9 protein-coding genes and 1 pseudogene are annotated in these 17,568 nt (G+C 67.2%); all 10 read left to right on the top strand.

The genetic code is table 11. The features are described 5' to 3' along the window. Nucleotides 1-23: 23 nt before the first annotated feature. The 10 genes and pseudogenes from EPN51_RS24290 (at nt 24) to EPN51_RS24245 (ending at nt 17,565) form a co-directional block, all read left to right on the top strand. A complete protein-coding gene (locus EPN51_RS24290; RefSeq protein ID WP_293047752.1) occupies nt 24-1,271 on the top strand; it encodes an alpha/beta hydrolase in 1,248 nt (415 codons plus the stop codon). A 164-nt stretch (nt 1,272-1,435) separates the two neighbouring features. Beyond that, nucleotides 1,436-2,905, top strand: coding sequence for a wax ester/triacylglycerol synthase family O-acyltransferase (locus EPN51_RS24285; protein WP_293047750.1), 1,470 nt, complete (start codon nt 1,436-1,438; stop codon nt 2,903-2,905). Then, entirely contained in the window at nt 2,902-4,674 is a 1,773-nt protein-coding gene (locus tag EPN51_RS24280; RefSeq protein ID WP_293047749.1) for an HAD-IB family hydrolase/lysophospholipid acyltransferase family protein, read from the top strand. Before EPN51_RS24285 ends, EPN51_RS24280 begins: the two co-directional genes overlap by 4 nt. After that, entirely contained in the window at nt 4,671-7,025 is a 2,355-nt protein-coding gene (locus tag EPN51_RS24275; protein WP_293047747.1) for a glycerol-3-phosphate 1-O-acyltransferase, read from the top strand. Before EPN51_RS24280 ends, EPN51_RS24275 begins: the two co-directional genes overlap by 4 nt. Before the next feature lie 28 nt (nt 7,026-7,053). Next, nucleotides 7,054-9,096 (top strand): cytochrome c oxidase assembly protein, encoded by a 2,043-nt coding sequence (locus EPN51_RS24270; RefSeq protein ID WP_293047746.1) that lies wholly within the window; start codon nt 7,054-7,056, stop codon nt 9,094-9,096. 240 nt (nt 9,097-9,336) lie between these two features. Continuing rightward, nucleotides 9,337-9,792 (top strand): annotated as a pseudogene (locus EPN51_RS24265) (single-stranded DNA-binding protein); the annotation flags it as partial. 104 nt (nt 9,793-9,896) lie between these two features. Further along, complete coding sequence (ettA, locus tag EPN51_RS24260; protein ID WP_293047743.1) at nt 9,897-11,573, top strand: energy-dependent translational throttle protein EttA; 1,677 nt, start codon at nt 9,897-9,899, stop codon at nt 11,571-11,573. A gap of 78 nt (nt 11,574-11,651) precedes the next feature. Beyond that, nucleotides 11,652-16,496 (top strand): NAD-glutamate dehydrogenase, encoded by a 4,845-nt coding sequence (locus EPN51_RS24255; protein WP_293047742.1) that lies wholly within the window; start codon nt 11,652-11,654, stop codon nt 16,494-16,496. After that, nucleotides 16,493-16,906 (top strand): thioesterase family protein, encoded by a 414-nt coding sequence (locus EPN51_RS24250; RefSeq protein ID WP_293047740.1) that lies wholly within the window; start codon nt 16,493-16,495, stop codon nt 16,904-16,906. The genes EPN51_RS24255 and EPN51_RS24250 overlap by 4 nt, the downstream gene beginning before the upstream one ends. Continuing rightward, a complete protein-coding gene (locus tag EPN51_RS24245) occupies nt 16,894-17,565 on the top strand; it encodes a hypothetical protein (protein WP_293047738.1) in 672 nt (223 codons plus the stop codon). The genes EPN51_RS24250 and EPN51_RS24245 overlap by 13 nt, the downstream gene beginning before the upstream one ends. Nucleotides 17,566-17,568 lie beyond the last annotated feature (3 nt).

The following is a 17,568-nucleotide window of genomic DNA, read 5'->3' as shown; positions in this document are numbered from 1 at the left end:
TAACGTCGGGGGGTGACGTTGTCATGAGCGTGGCCAGTAACCTGACTTCGCGCTGCTCGTGGGCCGGCGCCCAGGCATCGCGGCTGGCGGCCGAGGCCAGGGGTGCCTATCAGACCGGCACCCTGTTGTTGCGCGGCGGCCCGTTCGCGCTGGGCTGTGTCGCCGGTTGGCTTTTCACGGAGTTTCCGCCGCACGTCGTCACCGGTAACGCGCTGTCGCGGGTCTCGCATCCGTCGATCGGCCGGGTGGGCAAGACGTTGGCCGCTCAGCGGGCTGACCGAACCCTCACCACCGCGCTCGAGGAGTCCTTGGGCACCGACTTCCGTGACCAGGTATGTCACCCGGCCACCGTGGGGTCCGTGTGCGCCCCGCGCGGTGGCCTGTTGGGCAGGCCCGGGCCACACCGGCGATACGCGGCACAGACTTCCGACATCTCCTACGGGCCCCGCGGCCGCGACAACCTGCTCGACATCTGGCGGCGCGACGACCTGGCGCCCGGCTGCCGGGCGCCGGTGCTGATCCAGGTGCCGGGCGGGGCGTGGGCACTCAACGGCAGACGCCCGCAGGCCTACACGCTGATGAGCCGCATGGTCCAACTCGGCTGGATCTGCGTCTCGATCGACTACAGCAAGAGTCCGCGCAGCACCTTCCCCGCGCACCTCATCGACGTCAAGAGGGCGATCGCGTGGGTCCGGGAGAATATCGCCGACTACGGCGGCAACCCCGACTTCATCGCGATCACCGGCGGGTCGGCGGGCGGGCACCTGGCCTCGCTGGCGGCGCTCACCCCGAACGACCCCGAGCTTCAGCCCGGTTTCGAAGACGCCGACACCGGCGTCCAAGCGGTCGCGCCCTACTACGGCGTCTACGACTTCACCGACTTCGAGAACATGCACGACCTGATGCTGCCGTTCCTGGAGCAGTTCGTGGTGAAGGCCCGCTACGCCGACGAGCCGGAGCGGTTCACCGCGGCATCGCCGATCTTCTATGTGCACCCCGACGCGCCGCCCTTCTTCGTGCTGCACGGCGAGAAAGACGAACTGGTTCCCAGTGGCCAGGCCCGCGCCTTCTGCGCGGCACTGCGCGCGGCCGGTGCCCCCACGGTGGCCCATGCCGAACTCGCCAACGCGCATCACGCTTTCGACATCACCCCGACGGTTCGATCGCGGCTGGCCGCTGACGCCGTCGCCGATTTCCTGGGTGTCGTCTACGGGCGGCGTGTCAGCTCGGTCCTGGATTCGCTGCCGCTGTCGGCCACGTCGGCCAGTTGAGGGCCGGTTGAGGGCCAGCTGAGCTGAGCGCGCGCTCCCGTCCTCGCCGCTCCTTTCACCAGCGGGGTAACCCGACTAGCGTTGTGGTGACCATCAGGGTGCGTGGGGGCCAAGGCGGGAGGCGTGATCGACGGTGACAAGGTTGGTTCGTCGAGTTGATGACCATGACTGAGTCCGTCGAGGCGATCAGATTGTCCGACGAGCTTGGGCCGGTCGACTACCTGATGCATCGGGGCGAAGCGAATCCCCGTACCCGGTCGGGGATCATGGCGCTGGAGCTGTTGGATACCACACCGGACTGGCAGCAGTTCCGGGCCCGATTCGAAAACGCTTCCCGGCGGGTGGCGCGGCTCCGGCAAAAGGTGGTGGTGCCGACCTTGCCGACGGCGGCGCCGCGCTGGGTGGTCGATCCCGATTTCAACCTGGATTTCCATGTGCGCCGGGTGCGCGTGTCCGAACCCGGCACGCTGCGTGACGTATTCGACCTCGCCGAGGTCATCCTGCAGTCGCCGATGGACATCTCCCGGCCGCTGTGGACGGCCACTCTGGTCGAGGGTTTGGCCGACGGGAAGGCGGCGACCCTGCTGCATGTCAGCCACGCGGTCACCGACGGTGTCGGCGGGGTCCAGATGTTCGCCGAGATCTACGACCTCGAGCGCGATCCGCCCGCCAAGCCACCGCCGCCGCTGCCCATCCCGCAGGACCTGTCGTCGAATGACCTGATGCGCCAGGGCATTAACCACCTACCCCTCGCGGTGGTCGGCGGCGTCCTGGGTGCGCTGTCCGGGGCGGTATCGGCGGCCGGGCGAGTGGTGCTGGAACCGACTACCACCGTTTCGGGGATCGTCGGGTACGCCATGTCGGGCATGCGGGTGCTCAACCGGGCCGCCGAGCCGTCGCCGCTGCTGCGCCGGCGCAGCCTGGCCACCCGCAGCGAAGCGATCGACATCCCGCTCGCCGACCTGCACAAGGCCGCCAAAGCCGGCGGTGGATCGATCAACGACGCCTACCTCGCCGGGCTGTGCGGCGCCCTGCGCCGCTACCACGAGGCGTTCGGCGTGCCGGTCAGTACGCTGCCGATGGCGGTGCCGGTCAACCTGCGGGCCGAAGCGGATAACGCCGGCGGCAACCGGTTCACCGGTGTCAACCTTTCCGCGCCGATAGGCACCGTCGACCCGGTCTCGAGGATGAAGAAGATCCGCGCGCAGATGACCCAGCGCCGCGACGAGCCCGCGATGAACATCATCGGTTCGATGGCGCCGGTGCTCAGTGTCTTGCCCACCGCGGTCCTGGAAGGACTCACCGGCTCGGTGATCGGCTCGGACGTGCAGGCCAGCAACGTCCCGGTCTTTCCGGGAGACACCTACCTCGCCGGCGCAAAAGTCTTGCGGCAGTACGGTATCGGCCCGCTACCGGGCGTGGCGATGATGGTGGTGCTGATCTCGCGGGGCGGGTGGTGCACCATCACCGTGCGCTACGACAGGGCCGCGGTGCGAAACGACGCGTTGTTCGCCCGGTGCCTGCTGGATGGTTTCGACGAAATCCTGGCGCTGGCCGGGGATCCACCGCCGTGCGCGGTGCCCGCCTCGTTCACCGAGCCGGCCGTGTCGTCCCGATCGGTGTCGGGCTCATGAGTGCCTCGAAAGAGCGGGCCGACGGCACCCGAGAAAGCGGGGCCGACATGCGGCTGCCCGGCTCGGTGGCCGAGATCATGGCCAGCCCCGCCGGGGCGAAGGTCGGCGCGTTTTTCGACCTGGACGGCACCCTGGTCGCCGGGTTCACCGCGGTCATCCTGACCCAGGAGCGGCTGCTGCGCCGCGACATGGGCGTAGGGGAGCTGCTCGGTATGGTTCAGGCCGGCCTGAGTCACACCCTGGGGCGTATCGAGTTCGAGGACCTCATCGGCAAGGCCGCCGCGGCGCTGACCGGGCGGCTTCTCGACGACTTGGATGAGATCGGTGAGCGGATGTTCATCCAGCGGATCGAGTCCCGGGTCTACCCGGAGATGCGCGAGCTGGTGCGCGCTCACATGGCCCGCGGCCACACCGTGGTGCTCAGCTCGTCGGCGCTGACCATCCAGGTCAACCCGGTCGCGCGGTTCCTCGGGATTCCCAACACGCTCACCAACAAATTCGAGACCAACGAAGACGGCATGCTCACCGGCGGCGTCGAGAAGCCGATCCTGTGGGGTCCGGGCAAAGCCACTGCGGTGCAACGCTTTGCCGCCGACCGCGACATCGACCTCAAGGACAGCTACTTTTACGCCGACGGTGACGAGGACGTCGCCCTGATGTACCTGGTCGGCAATCCGCGGCCGACGAATCCCGAAGGCAAGATGGCCGCGGTGGCCAAGCGCCGCGGCTGGCCGATTCTGCGATTCAGCAGCCGCGGTCCGGTGGGCCTGCGGCGCCAGTTACGCACGCTCGCCGGCTTCGGGTCGATGTTCCCGGTCGCGGCCGGCGCGGTGGGCATCGGTGTGCTGACCCGCAACCGCAGGCGCGGTGTCAACTTCTTCACGTCCAACTTCTCGCAGTTGTCGCTGGCGATCGCCGGGGTCCAACTCAACGTGGTCGGCCAGGAAAATCTGACCGCGCAACGCCCGGCGGTCTTTATCTTCAACCACCGCAACCAAGTTGACCCGGTCATCGCCGGTGCGCTGGTGCGCGACAACTGGGTTGGTGTGGGCAAGAAGGAGCTGGAGAAGGACCCCATCATGGGCACGCTCGGCAAGCTGCTGGACGGCGTGTTCATCGACCGCGACGATCAAGCCGCCGCGGTGGAGACGCTGCACGCGGTCGAAGACCGGGCACGCAAGGGGCTTTCGATCGTGATCGCCCCGGAGGGCACCCGAGTCGACACCACCGAGGTCGGCCCATTCAAGAAGGGGCCGTTCAGGATCGCGATGGCCGCGGGTATCCCGATCGTCCCGATCGTGATCCGCAACGCCGAGCTCGTTGCCGCCAGGAACTCGACCGTCATCAACCCGGGCACCGTCGATGTCGCGGTCTTTCCTCCGATCTCGGTGCAGGACTGGACACTTGACACGCTGCCCGAGCGCATCGCCGAGGTGCGCCAGCTGTATCTGGACACGCTCGCCAACTGGCCCGTCGGCGAGCTGCCGGAGGTCGACCTCTACACCGAAAAGAAAACGGCCGCCAAAACCCGCGGCCGGACCACCAAAACCGCCGGCAAGAAAGCGGGGGCGAAAAAGGCTCCGGCCGAATCGGTGACCAAGACCCGCGCGAAAAAGGCTGCGTCCAAACCAAAGTCGCAGACGGCGGTGCCGGTCGACACGACGAACCGGCAGACGGCCGCTTCGCACAACGGCGAGGTGAATCCGTCCGGCGCCACGGGACCGATAGGCGCCGAATCACCGGAATCGCCGCCCCGAGGGCGTCCGTGACGGAACCGGCGGCCGATACCAGCGCCCTCCTTGCCGGAACAGACTCGCTGGTATTGGCGTCAATGGCCTCTCCGGTCGAGATGGAACTGGTCACGACGTGGCTGGATCAACAGCGTGCCGGCCACCCGGGCGCGAAATTCGACCTGGTCAAACTGCCCGCGCTCGACGCGCCGCCGGAAGCGATCACATCCCTGGCGGAGCAGCTCGCGTCTGGAGAAGACCGTTCGATCATGCCGGTGCAGGTGTTCTGGCTGCCCCCGCCGGATCGCGGGCGGCTCGCGAAGCTGGCCGGGCTGCTCCCCGGCCGGGATCCCTACCACCCCAACCACCGCCTGCAAACGCGGATCCTGCGCGGCGCTCCCCAGCGGGCGCGGGTGGTGGCCGGCGAATCGGCCACGGTCTCCGAGCTCCGCCGGCAGTGGCGCGACACCACCGTCGGCGACGACAAGACCGATTTCGCCCAATTCGTGATCCGCCGCGCGATCTTGGCGATGGAACGCGTCGAATACCGAATCCTCGGGCCGCAGTACAAGTCGCCACGGCTGGTGAAGCCGGAGATCTTGGCGTCCAACCGGTTTCGTGCCGGACTGGCGAAAATCCCGGGCGCGACCGTCGACGAGGCCGGAAAGATGCTCGACGAACTTTCCACCGGGTGGAGCAGGGCATCGGTAGACCTGGTCTCGGTGCTCGGCAGGATGATCAGCCGTGGGTTCGATCCCGAGATCGACTATGACGAGTATCAGGTCGCGGCGATGCGCACCGGTCTGGAAGCCCACCCGGCGGTGCTGTTGTTTTCACACCGGTCCTACATCGACGGCGCGGTGGTGCCGGTGGCGATGCAGGAGAACCGGTTACCGCCGGTGCACGTGTTCGCCGGCATCAACCTGTCGTTCGGGGCGATGGGCCCGTTGCTGCGGCGTTCCGGTGTCATCTTCATCCGCCGCAACATCGGCAACGATCAGCTCTACAAGTACGTGCTGCGCGAATACGTCGGCTACATCGTCGAGAAGCGGTTCAACCTGAGCTGGTCCATCGAGGGCACCCGCTCGCGCACCGGAAAGATGCTGCCGCCCAAGCTCGGCCTGCTGACCTACGTTGTCGACGCTTATCTGGATGGCCGCAGTGAAGACATTCTGCTGCAACCGGTTTCGATCAGCTTCGACCAGCTGCACGAGACTGCCGAGTACGCCGCCTACGCCCGCGGCGGAGAGAAGACACCCGAAGGCGTCGGCTGGTTGTACAACTTCATCAGGGCGCAGGGCGAACGCAACTACGGCAAGATCTACGTCCGATTTCCCGAGGCCGTGTCGATGCGCCAGTACCTCGGTGCCCCGCACGGCGCGCTGACACTGGATCCGGATGCCAAACGGCTTGCGCTGCAGAAGATGTCGTTCGAAGTCGCATGGCGGATACTGCAGGCGACACCGGTGACGGCGACGGGCCTGGTGTGCGCCTTGCTGCTGACCACGCGCGGTGCGGCGTTGACGCTGGGCCAGCTGCATCACACGTTGCAGGACTCGCTGGATTACCTGGAACGCAAACAGAATCCGATGTCGACCAGTGCGCTGCGGCTGCGCTCGCACGACGGCGTTCGCGCGGCGGTGGACGCGCTGTCCAACGGGCACCCCATCACCCGGGTGGACGGCGGCCGGGAGCCGGTGTGGCGGATCGCGCAAGACGAGCAGCACGCCGCGGCGTTCTACCGCAACTCGGTGATCCACGCCTTTCTGGAGACCTCGATCGTCGAGCTCGCGCTGGCGCACGCCCGGAACGCCGGCGGCGACCGCATGGAGGCGTTCTGGGCCCAGGCGATGCGGCTGCGCGATCTGCTGAAGTTCGATTTCTACTTCGCGGACTCGGCGACCTTCCGGGACAACATCGCCGAAGAGATGGCGTGGCACCATAATTGGGAAGCCCACGTCGCCGCCGGCGGCGAGGAGATCGACTCGCTGCTGTTCGCCAAGCGGCCGCTGATGGCGGAAGCGATGTTGCGGGTGTTCTTCGAGGCCTATGAGCTCGTCGCCGACGTGTTGCGCGGCGCCCCGGCGGCCATCGGGCACAAGGATCTGACCGACTTGGCGTTGGGCGTCGGTCGGCAATATGTGGCGCAGACCCGGATCCGCAGCAGCGAATCGGTGTCGACGCTGCTGTTCGCCACCGCGCGCCAGGTCATCGACGACCAGGACCTGATCGCACCCGCCCCGGACCTGGCCGACAGGCGAGCCGCCTTCCTGCACGAACTGCGCGACATCCTGCAGGACTTCAACTACGTCGGACGGATCGCGCGGGATCAGTTCGCGGCCCGCGAGTCCAAGGCGCGTCGGGACCGTCTGGACAGCCGAACTCGGTAGCCGGCGCGCCGGCCAATACCCTGGATGTATGACCGTCGCCCCGCCGGCCGGCAAGGCCCCGGCCGAGGCCTCGCCCCGGCGCCGCGCGTTGGTGTGGCCGGTGCTGGCCGGCGTCGCGGTGCTGGCCGGCTGCACGGCCGCCGGAATCGGGACGCTCTCGCTGGCAAGCGCGTTGACCGCGACCGGCCTGCCCGACCCGGGCCCGGTGACCACCCTGGGGCTGCCGTTCGTTCGGGCGGCCGGGGAGATCGCCGCGGTGCTCGCGGTCGGGTCATTCCTGTTCGCCGCGTTCCTGGTGCCGCCGCAACGCAGCGGCGTCCTCGACGCCGGCGGCTATCGCGCGCTGCGGCTGGGGACGGCGGCGTCGGGCGTGTGGGCGGTCTGCGCCGCCCTGCTGGTCCCGCTGACCATCTCCGACGTGTCCGGTCACCCCGTCGTCGACATCAGCCCGCTGCGGATGTGGTCGTTGGCGAGTCTGATCAGCACCGCCTCGGCCTGGCGCTGGACCGCGATCCTGGCTGCGGTGATCACGCTGGCGAGCCTGTCGGTGCTGCGCTGGTCCTGGACGCCGGTGCTGTTCGCCGCGTCGGTGATGACGCTGATTCCGCTCGGCCTGACCGGGCATTCGTCGTCCGGCGGTTCGCACGACCTGGCCACCAACGGCCTGCTGATCCACCTGGTCGCCGCCAGCCTGTGGGCCGGCGGCCTGCTCGCCCTGCTCGCCCACGCCCTGCGCGGCGGTGACCACACGGGCCTGGCGGCGCGGCGTTTCTCGTCGATCGCGCTGTGGTGTTGGGTCGCGATGGCTTTGAGCGGGCTGGTCAATGCCCTGGTGCGCGTCCAGCCGACCGACCTGCTCACCACCGGTTATGGACGCCTGGTGGTCGCCAAGTTCGTCGCGCTGTGCCTGCTGGGCGGTGTCGGCTGGCGCCAGCGGCGCGTGAGTGTGGCTGCGCTGCAAGCAGATCCGAGCCCCGCGCGGGCACGTGGCGCGCTGACCCGCCTGGCGCTGATCGAGGCCGCCCTGTTCGGCCTCACCTTCGGCATCGCCGTCGGGCTGAGCCGCACCCCGCCGCCACCGTCCCCGGCCCGGCTGCCGTCGGTTCCCGAAGCGGAGATCGGGTACGGCTTCGACGGGCCGCCGACCGTGGCGCGCATCCTGTTCGATTGGCGCTTCGACCTGATCTTTGGCACCGCGGCCATCGTCTTGGCCGCGCTGTACGTGGCGGGCCTGGTGCGGTTGCGTCGCCGCGGCGACAAGTGGCCGCCGGGCCGGACCCTTTCCTGGCTGCTCGGCTGCCTGGCGTTGCTGTTCGTGACGTCCTCGGGTGTCGGCCGCTACATGCCGGCGATGTTCAGCATGCACATGGTGGTCCACATGTGCCTGTCGATGCTGGTGCCCGTCCTGTTGGCGCTGGGCGCTCCGGTCACCCTGGCGTTGCGGGCGCTGCCCGCGGCCGGGCGCGACGAACCGCCGGGCATGCGGGAGTGGCTGTTGGCCGCGTTGCACAGCCGCTTCTCGCGGTTTTTCACCAACCCGGTTGTGGCCACGGTGCTGTTCGTCGCCGGGTTCTACGGGTTGTACCTGTCCAACCTTTTCGACATCACCGCGAGCAGCCACGCCGGGCATCTGGCGATGAACCTGCACTTCCTGTTGAGCGGCTACCTGTTCTATTGGGTGGTGATCGGGGTGGACCCGACGCCGCGACCGATTCCGCCCCTGGCCAAGGTGGCCGTGGTGTTCGCCTCCTTGCCGCTGCACGCGTTCTTCGGGGTGGTGCTGATGGGCACCAAGAAGGTTCTCGGCGCCGACTACTACCGTTCGCTGGGCCTGAGCTGGCACACCGATCTGCTGGGCGATCAGCGACTGGGCGGAGGTATCGCCTGGTCGGCGGGGGAATTCCCGCTGGTGATCGTGATGCTCGCGCTGATCGTGCAGTGGGCACGCAGTGACCGTCGCACCGCCAAACGATTGGACCGCGCGGCCGACCGCGACGATGACGCCGAGCTGGCGGCCTACAACGCGATGCTGACCCAGCTGGCGCGTGGCGAGACACCGGGCAACCGCTGAGCTTCAGCGAAGGTAACGCCACTGCGAATCTGCGGGCCCGATTTTTCGCCCTGGCGTTACGCTCGCGAATCTTTCGTCGGCGGTGGTCGCGCTCTCGCATCACGTGAACATTCGGATCGATCCACAGTCACGGTTCATTCCACAGGGCTGGTGGGCCGGCGCTCGTTGCGCCGTCGGGCCGTCGGTACCGCCGCGCTTACTGGCAGCCATAGCCAGAAGCAATCGAGAAGGGATCAGTCCATGTTCGAAACCCCACTTACCGTCGTCGGCCACATCGTCAGCAACCCCGAGCGCCGGCAGGTCGGCATCCAGGAGGTCATCAAGTTCCGGGTGGCCAGCAACTCGCGGCGGCGGACCGCCGACGGGGGCTGGGAGCCGGGAAACTCGCTTTTCATCAACGTGAATTGCTGGGGAAAGTTGGTCACCGGAGTGGGTGCCGCGCTGGGCAAAGGCGCCCCGGTGATCGTGGTCGGCCACGTGTACACCAGCGAGTACGAGGACCGCGACGGCAACCGTCGGTCGTCACTGGAGATGCGTGCGACGTCGGTGGGGCCCGACGTATCACGCGCCATCGTGCGCATCGAGAAGCCCGGATACACCGGTCCCAGCCCGGACGAGGTGTCCGGGGCCGCGCACGGCGAAGCTGCGCAAGCCGCGGACAGCCCCGCAGAAACCACCACACCCGCCACCGAGGTCGAACAGACGGCAGCGGCGTGACCACCGTCGGCTGAGCCGCCGCCGGCCGATGCCTAGGATGGTCCGCTAGATCACTCTGCAAACCAGAAAGGCACAACCGCGGCATGGCTGAGTTCATCTACACGATGAAAAAGGTCCGCAAGGCGCACGGCGACAAGGTAGTCCTGGACGACGTCACGTTGAGTTTCTATCCAGGCGCCAAGATCGGTGTTGTCGGTCCCAACGGCGCCGGCAAGTCGAGCGTCTTGCGGATCATGGCGGGCCTGGACAAGCCGAACAACGGTGACGCCTTCCTGGCCAACGACGCGACCGTCGGCATCCTGCTACAGGAGCCGCCGCTGAACGAGGAGAAGACCGTTCGCGGCAACGTCGAAGAAGGCCTGGGCGAGATCAAGGTCAAGCTCGACCGCTTCAACGAGGTCGCCGAGCTGATGGCTACCGACTATTCCGATGAGTTGATGGACGAGATGGGCCGGCTGCAGGAGGAGCTCGACCACGCCGACGCGTGGGACCTCGATTCGCAGCTCGAGCAGGCCATGGACGCGCTGCGCTGCCCGCCGCCCGACGAGCCGGTGACCAACCTGTCCGGTGGTGAGCGGCGCCGGGTGGCGCTGTGCAAGCTGCTGCTGTCCAAGCCCGACCTGTTGCTCCTCGACGAGCCGACCAACCACCTGGACGCCGAGAGCGTGCAGTGGCTCGAGCAGCACCTCGCCTCTTATCCGGGTGCGATCCTGGCGGTTACCCACGACCGGTACTTCCTGGACAACGTCGCCGAATGGATCCTGGAATTGGATCGCGGCCGCGCCTACCCGTACGAGGGCAACTACTCGACCTATCTGGAGAAGAAGGCCGACCGGCTGGCGGTGCAGGGTCGCAAGGACGCCAAGCTGCAGAAGCGGCTGACCGAGGAGTTGGCGTGGGTGCGTTCCGGGGCCAAGGCGCGACAGGCCAAAAGCAAGGCGCGCCTGCAACGCTACGAGGAGATGGCCGCCGAGGCCGAGAAGACGCGCAAGCTCGACTTCGAGGAGATCCAGATCCCGGTCGGTCCGCGGCTGGGCAATGTGGTGGTCGAGGTCGAACACCTCGACAAGGGCTACGACGGCCGAACGCTGATCAAGGACCTCTCGTTCACCCTGCCGCGTAACGGCATCGTGGGTGTCATCGGCCCCAACGGGGTCGGCAAGACCACGCTGTTCAAAACCATCGTCGGCCTCGAGCAGCCGGACAGCGGCACGGTCAAGGTCGGCGAGACCGTCAAGCTGAGTTACGTCGACCAGACCCGTTCCGGCATCGATCCCAAGAAGAACGTCTGGGAAGTCGTCTCCGACGGGCTTGACCACATCGTCGTCGGCCAGACCGAGGTGCCGTCGCGGGCCTACGTGTCGGCGTTCGGGTTCAAGGGACCCGACCAGCAGAAGCCGGCCGGCGTGCTCTCCGGTGGCGAGCGCAACAGGCTCAACCTCGCACTGACGCTCAAGCAGGGCGGAAACCTCATCCTGCTGGACGAGCCGACCAACGACCTGGATATCGAGACCCTGAGCTCGCTGGAGAACGCTCTGGTGAATTTCCCGGGCTGCGCGGTGGTGATCTCGCACGACCGGTGGTTCCTGGACCGCACCTGCACGCACATCCTGGCCTGGGAGGGCGACGACGACAACGAGGCCAAGTGGTTCTGGTTCGAGGGCAACTTCGGTGCGTACGAGGAAAACAAGGTTGAACGGCTCGGTGCCGAAGCGGCCCGGCCGCATAGGGTGACCCACCGCAAGCTGACGCGCGACTAATGTCGGCTCTGCCCCCCGCCGCGCAGGAACGGGGCGTTTGAGCGCGTTGACAACCGTCGCCAGTTGGGAGCATTCGGCATGACGATCGATCCCGGAGCCAAACAGGATGTCGAGCCGTGGACGACCTTCACCCAGCAGCGGGACATTCCTGAGTGGATCTCGAAAGCCTATGTGGAGAGCTATCGCGGTCCGGAGAGCGACCATTCGGGGGGCGCGGAAACCAGGCCCATCGACCTGACGGTCCCGGCGGCGATCGTCACGCCGGCGATGCTGAGCGCGCACTATCAGCTCGCCGCGCACCGACCCGACGGCGAAAGCCGTGTCGCGGTCTACCCGGCGGAGGATCCCGCCGGGTTCGGGCCGGCGCTGCAAGTCGTCACCGACCACGGCGGCATGCTGATGGACTCCGTCACCGTGCTGCTGCACCGGCTCGGTGTCCCGTACACGGCCATCATGACGCCGGTGTTCGAAGTGCATCGCAACCCCGCCGGAGATCTGCTCAGCGTCGAGGCGAAGTCCAAGACCGCATCGCAATACGCCGGCGAGGCGTGGATACACGTGCAGCTCCTCCCGTCCGTCGACAGCAAGGGACTCACTGAGGTCGAGCGGCTGCTGCCCAGGGTTCTGGCCGACGTTCAACAGGTCGCCAGCGACGCGTCCGCCTTGATCGCCGTCCTGAACGATCTGGCCGCACAGGTGGAAGCCAACCCCGAGAACCGCTTTTCGGCACCGGATCGCGACGATGTCGCGGCCCTGCTGCGCTGGCTGGGCAACGGCAACTTCTTACTGCTCGGCTATCAGCGCTGCCACGTGCACGACGGCCGGGTCTCCGGTGACGGGACACCCGGTCTCGGCGTGCTGCGCACCCGCACCGGCTCCCGCCCCCGGCTGACCGACGACGACAGGTTGTTGGTCCTGGCGCAATCCGTGGTGGGCAGTTATCTGCGGTACGGCGCCTACCCGTACGCCATCGCGGTTCGCGAATACGTCGACGGCGCGGTGCTCGAGCACCGCTTTGTTGGGCTGTTCACGGTCGCCGCCATGAACGCGGACGTGCTGGAGATCCCCATGATCTCGCGCCGGGTCCGCGAGGCGCTGGCGATGGCCGACAGCGACCCGATCCACCCCGGCCAGCTGCTGCTCGACGTCATCCAAACCGTTCCCCGCTCGGAACTGTTCACGTTGAGCGCCGAGCGGTTGTTGGCGATGGCCAAAGCGGTGGTGGATCTGGGGCCGCGACGAAACGCGTTGTTGTTCCTGCGCGCCGACAGCCTCCAGTACTTCGTTTCCTGCCTGGTTTATCTGCCCCGCGACCGCTACACGACGGCGGTGCGGCTGCGGATCGAAGACATCTTGGTCCACGAATTCGGCGGCACACGACTGGAATTCACCGCTCGGGTCAGCGAATCACCTTGGGCGCTCATGCATTTCATGGTCCGACTGCCTTCCGATGATCCCGGCGCCGCACCGGTCGATGTCTCCGAGGGCAACCGGGTCCGCATCCAGGCCTTGCTGAGCGAAGCGGCGCGAACCTGGGCCGACCGGCTGATCGCCGCCGCCGCCGAAGGCTCCGTCGGGCATGCCGACGCGGAGTACTACGCGGACGCCTTGCCCGAGGCCTACAAGCAGGCCGTCACACCGGCCGATGCCATCGATCACATCGCGATCATCAAAGCGCTGCATGACAACTCGGTCAAGCTGGTGTTCCTTGAAGGCGAGGGCGGCTCCGCCCAGCTGACGTGGTTCCTGGGCGGACACACCGCCTCGCTGAGCCAGCTGCTGCCGATGCTGCAGAGCATGGGCGTCGTGGTGCTCGAAGAGCGGCCGTTCACGGTCACCCGGTCGGACGGGCTGCCGGTGTGGATCTATCAGTTCAAGATATCCCCGCACCCGACCATCCGGTTGGCATCGAGCCAAGCCGAGCGCGACGCGATGGCCGAGCGATTCGCCGACGCCGTCACCGCGATCTGGCAGGGACGCCTGGAGATCGACCGCTTCAACGAACTGGTGATGCGCGCGGGGCTGCGATGGCAACAGGTCGTGCTCTTACGCGCCTACGCAAAGTACTTGCGGCAGGCCAACTTCCCCTACAGTCAGTCCTACATCGAATCGGTGCTCAACGAGCACCCCTCGACCGCGCGATCCCTGGTCGCGCTCTTCGAGGCGCTATTCGACCCCAACCCGTCGAGTTCCTCGACGGGTCGTGACGCGCAGGCCGCCGCCGCGGCGGTCGCCACCGACATCGATGCACTGGTGGGTCTGGACACCGACCGCATTCTGCGTGCCTTCGCGTCGCTGGTGCAGGCCACGTTGCGGACCAATTACTTTGTGACACGCGAAGGCTCGGCCCGGGCCCGCAACGTGCTGGCCATCAAGCTGGACGCTCAGCTGGTCGGCGAGCTGCCACTGCCGCGCCCCAAATATGAGATCTTCGTCTACTCGCCCCGGGTCGAGGGTGTGCACCTGAGGTTCGGGCCGGTGGCCCGCGGTGGCCTGCGCTGGTCGGACCGCCGGGATGACTTCCGCACCGAAATCCTGGGTCTGGTCAAGGCGCAAGCGGTCAAGAACGCCGTCATCGTGCCGGTCGGTGCGAAGGGCGGGTTCGTCCTCAAGCGGCCACCGCTACCCACCGGGGACGCGGCCGCCGATCGCGACGCCACCCGCGCCGAGGGCGTCGCCTGCTATCAGTTGTTCATCTCCGGCCTGCTCGACATCACCGACAACGTCGACCATTCCACCGGAAACGTCAGCCCGCCGCCCGAGGTGATACGGCGCGACGGCGATGACGCGTACCTGGTGGTGGCGGCCGACAAAGGCACCGCCACCTTCTCCGACATCGCCAACGACGTCGCCAAGTCCTACGGGTTCTGGCTGGGCGACGCGTTCGCATCCGGTGGGTCCGTCGGCTACGACCACAAGGCCATGGGCATCACCGCCAAGGGCGCCTGGGAGGCCGTCAAACGGCACTTACGGGAGATGGATGTCGACACCCAGACCGAGGACTTCACCGTGGTCGGAGTCGGTGACATGAGCGGCGACGTCTTCGGCAACGGCATGCTGCTGAGCAAGCACATCCGGCTGCTCGCCGCCTTCGACCACCGGCACATCTTCCTCGACCCCGACCCCGACGCCGCGGCCTCGTGGGAGGAACGCCAACGGATGTTCGACCTGCCGCGGTCCAGCTGGGACGACTACGACAAGTCGCTGATCAGCGAGGGCGGCGGGGTGTACAGCCGCGAGCACAAATCCATTCCGGTCAGCCCCCAGGTGCGCGACGCGTTGGGAGTCGACGGTGACGTCACCGAGATGACCCCACCCAACCTGATCAAGGCGATCCTGCAGGCGCCGGTGGATCTGCTGTTCAACGGCGGGATCGGCACCTACATCAAGGCCGAGTCCGAGTCCGACGCCGACGTCGGCGACCGTGCCAACGATCCGGTGCGGGTCAACGGTTCTGCGGTGCGCGCCAGGGTCATCGGCGAAGGCGGCAATCTCGGGGTGACCGCGTTGGGCCGCGTCGAGTTCGACCTCGCGGGCGGCCGGATCAACACCGACGCGATGGACAACTCGGCCGGTGTGGACTGTTCGGACCACGAGGTCAACATCAAGATCTTGATCGACCCCCTGGTCACCGCCGGCAAGGTCAAGCCGGAGGAGCGCAAACCGTTGCTGGAGTCGATGACCGACGAGGTCGCCCACTTGGTGCTCACCGACAACGAGGACCAGAACGACCTGATCGGCACCAGCCGCGCGAACGCGGCCAGCATGCTGCCGGTGCACGCCCGGCTGATCCAGTACCTGGTGGACGAGCGCGGCCTGAACCGGGAGCTGGAAGCGCTGCCCTCGGAAAAGGAGATCCAGCGGCGGGCCGATGTAGGCATCGGGCTCACCTCACCGGAGATGTGCACCCTGATGGCGCACGTGAAGCTGGGCCTCAAAGAGGAGATGCTCGAGACCGAACTGACCGAACAGGATGTGTTCGCATCCCGGTTGCCCCTGTACTTCCCGAAACCGTTGCGGGAAAGGTTCACTCCGGAGATCCGCACGCACCAGCTGCGCCGCGAGATCGTCACCACCATGCTGATCAACGATCTGGTGGACGCCGCCGGTATCAGCTACGCCTTCCGGATCGCCGAAGACGTCGGAGTCGGGTCGGTCGACGCGGTGCGCACCTATGTCGCCACCGACGCCATCTTCGGGGTGGGGGAGATCTGGCGGCGCATCCGCGCGGCGAATCTGCCGGTCCCGCTGTCGGATCGGCTCACGCTGGACACCCGGCGGTTGATGGACCGCGCCGGACGCTGGCTGCTCAACTACCGTCCGCAGCCGTTGGCCGTCGGCGCCGAGATCAACCGGTTCGCCGCCAAGGTCAAGGCCCTGACGCCGCGCATGTCGGAATGGCTGCGCGGTGACGACAAGGCGATCGTCGAAAAGGAAGCCGCGGAATTCGCCTCCCAGGGCGCACCCGAGAACCTGGCCTACATGGTGGCCGCCGGCCTGTACCACTTCAGCCTGCTCGACATCATCGACATCGGCGACATCAACGACATCGACGCCGCCGAGGTCGCGGACACCTATTTCGCCCTGATGGATCGGCTCGGCACCGACGGCCTGCTGACGGCGGTATCCGAACTGCCCCGAAGGGACCGGTGGCACTCGTTGTCGCGCTTGGCGATCCGTGACGATATCTACGCCTCGCTGCGGTCGCTGTGCTTCGATGTGCTCGCGGTGGGGGAGCCCGACGAAAGCGGTGAAGAGAAGATCGCCGAGTGGGAACATCTGTCCGCGTCCAGGGTCGAGCGGGCCCGCCGAACATTGATCGAGATTCAGGAAAGCGGGGAGAAGGATCTCGCGACGCTGTCCGTCGCCGCGCGACAAATCCGTCGTATGACCCGCACGAGCGGAAGAGGTTCATCGAGTTGAGCATCGGCTTCGTCGCGCCCGTGCTGGTGCGCTGGTCGGACATCGACATGTATCAGCACATCAACCACGCCACCATGGTCACGATCCTCGAAGAGGCGCGGGTCCAGTTCCTGCGCGAGGCATTCGAGGTCGACATCAGAACCATCGGGTTGCTCATCGCCGAAGTCACGGTCACCTACAAGGGCCAACTGCGGCTGACGGACTCACCGCTGCAGGTGACGATCTGGACCAAACGGTTGCGGGCGGTCGACTTCACGCTGGGCTACGAAGTGCGCTCGGTCAATGCGGATCCGGAGTCGAAGCCCGCCGTCATCGCCGAGTCGCAGCTGGCCGCCGTCCATATCGAGGAGGAGCGGCTGGTGCGGCTCTCGCCGCAGCATCGGGAGTATCTGCAACAGTGGATCAGGTAGCCGACCGCGGCCTGTGGCTGGGCGCACCGTCGGGGGCCGAGCACCGCAGGGATCTGGCCGCGTTCCTCGACCGCGCGCTGCGACTCGATGAGGCGGCGATCGTCCGCTTGCGGACGCGATCCGATGGGCTTCTGACAGCCTGGGTCGCAACGGGTTTCGACGTGCTGGCCAGTAGGGTGGTGGCGGGCCAGGTCCGGCCCGGGGATCTGTCTGTGGGTGCGGACGCGCTGGCGCGCGCCCTGTCCGCGATGGACGACTCGGGCTACGTCGATCCCGGGTTCGCGATGGACTCGGCGTGGCGGGGCGCGTTGCCGCCGGATTCCGGCTTCACCCATCTCGAGGACTTGCCGGCCCGGGTGGTGCTCGACCTGGCGCAACGGGGTGCGCGACTCGCCAAGGAGCACAGCAGTTCTCAGGGCCCACCGGTTTCGCTGCTCGACCAGGAGGTCATTCAGGTGAGCGCCGCCGATATGCAGGTGGGGTTGCCCATGCGCTGCGTGTTCGCGCTGACCGCGATGGGTTTCCTGCCGCAGTCACCCGATGCTGTCGATGCCGACGAATTGATCCGGGTCCGCATCCTGCCGACGTGGCTGCGTCTGGACGCCCGGTTCGGTTCGGTGTATCGCCGCCGGGGCGATCCGGCACTGTTACTGGCCTGATGC

This window comes from Mycobacterium sp., assembly GCF_004298145.1.
GTDB lineage: Bacteria > Actinomycetota > Actinomycetes > Mycobacteriales > Mycobacteriaceae > Mycobacterium.
Note: the sequence above shows the minus strand (reverse complement) of the source record. Positions and strands in the feature narration are given on the sequence as shown.

Excerpts from the sequence above, each read along its gene's own strand:
- EPN51_RS24290 (WP_293047752.1), top strand. The coding sequence starts at position 24 with ATGAGCGTGGCCAGTAACCTGACTTCGCGCTGCTCGTGGGCCGGCGCC.
- EPN51_RS24285 (WP_293047750.1), top strand. The coding sequence starts at position 1,436 with ATGACTGAGTCCGTCGAGGCGATCAGATTGTCCGACGAGCTTGGGCCG.
- EPN51_RS24280 (WP_293047749.1), top strand. The coding sequence starts at position 2,902 with ATGAGTGCCTCGAAAGAGCGGGCCGACGGCACCCGAGAAAGCGGGGCC.
- EPN51_RS24270 (WP_293047746.1), top strand. The coding sequence starts at position 7,054 with ATGACCGTCGCCCCGCCGGCCGGCAAGGCCCCGGCCGAGGCCTCGCCC.
- ettA (WP_293047743.1), top strand. The coding sequence starts at position 9,897 with ATGGCTGAGTTCATCTACACGATGAAAAAGGTCCGCAAGGCGCACGGC.
- EPN51_RS24255 (WP_293047742.1), top strand. The coding sequence starts at position 11,652 with ATGACGATCGATCCCGGAGCCAAACAGGATGTCGAGCCGTGGACGACC.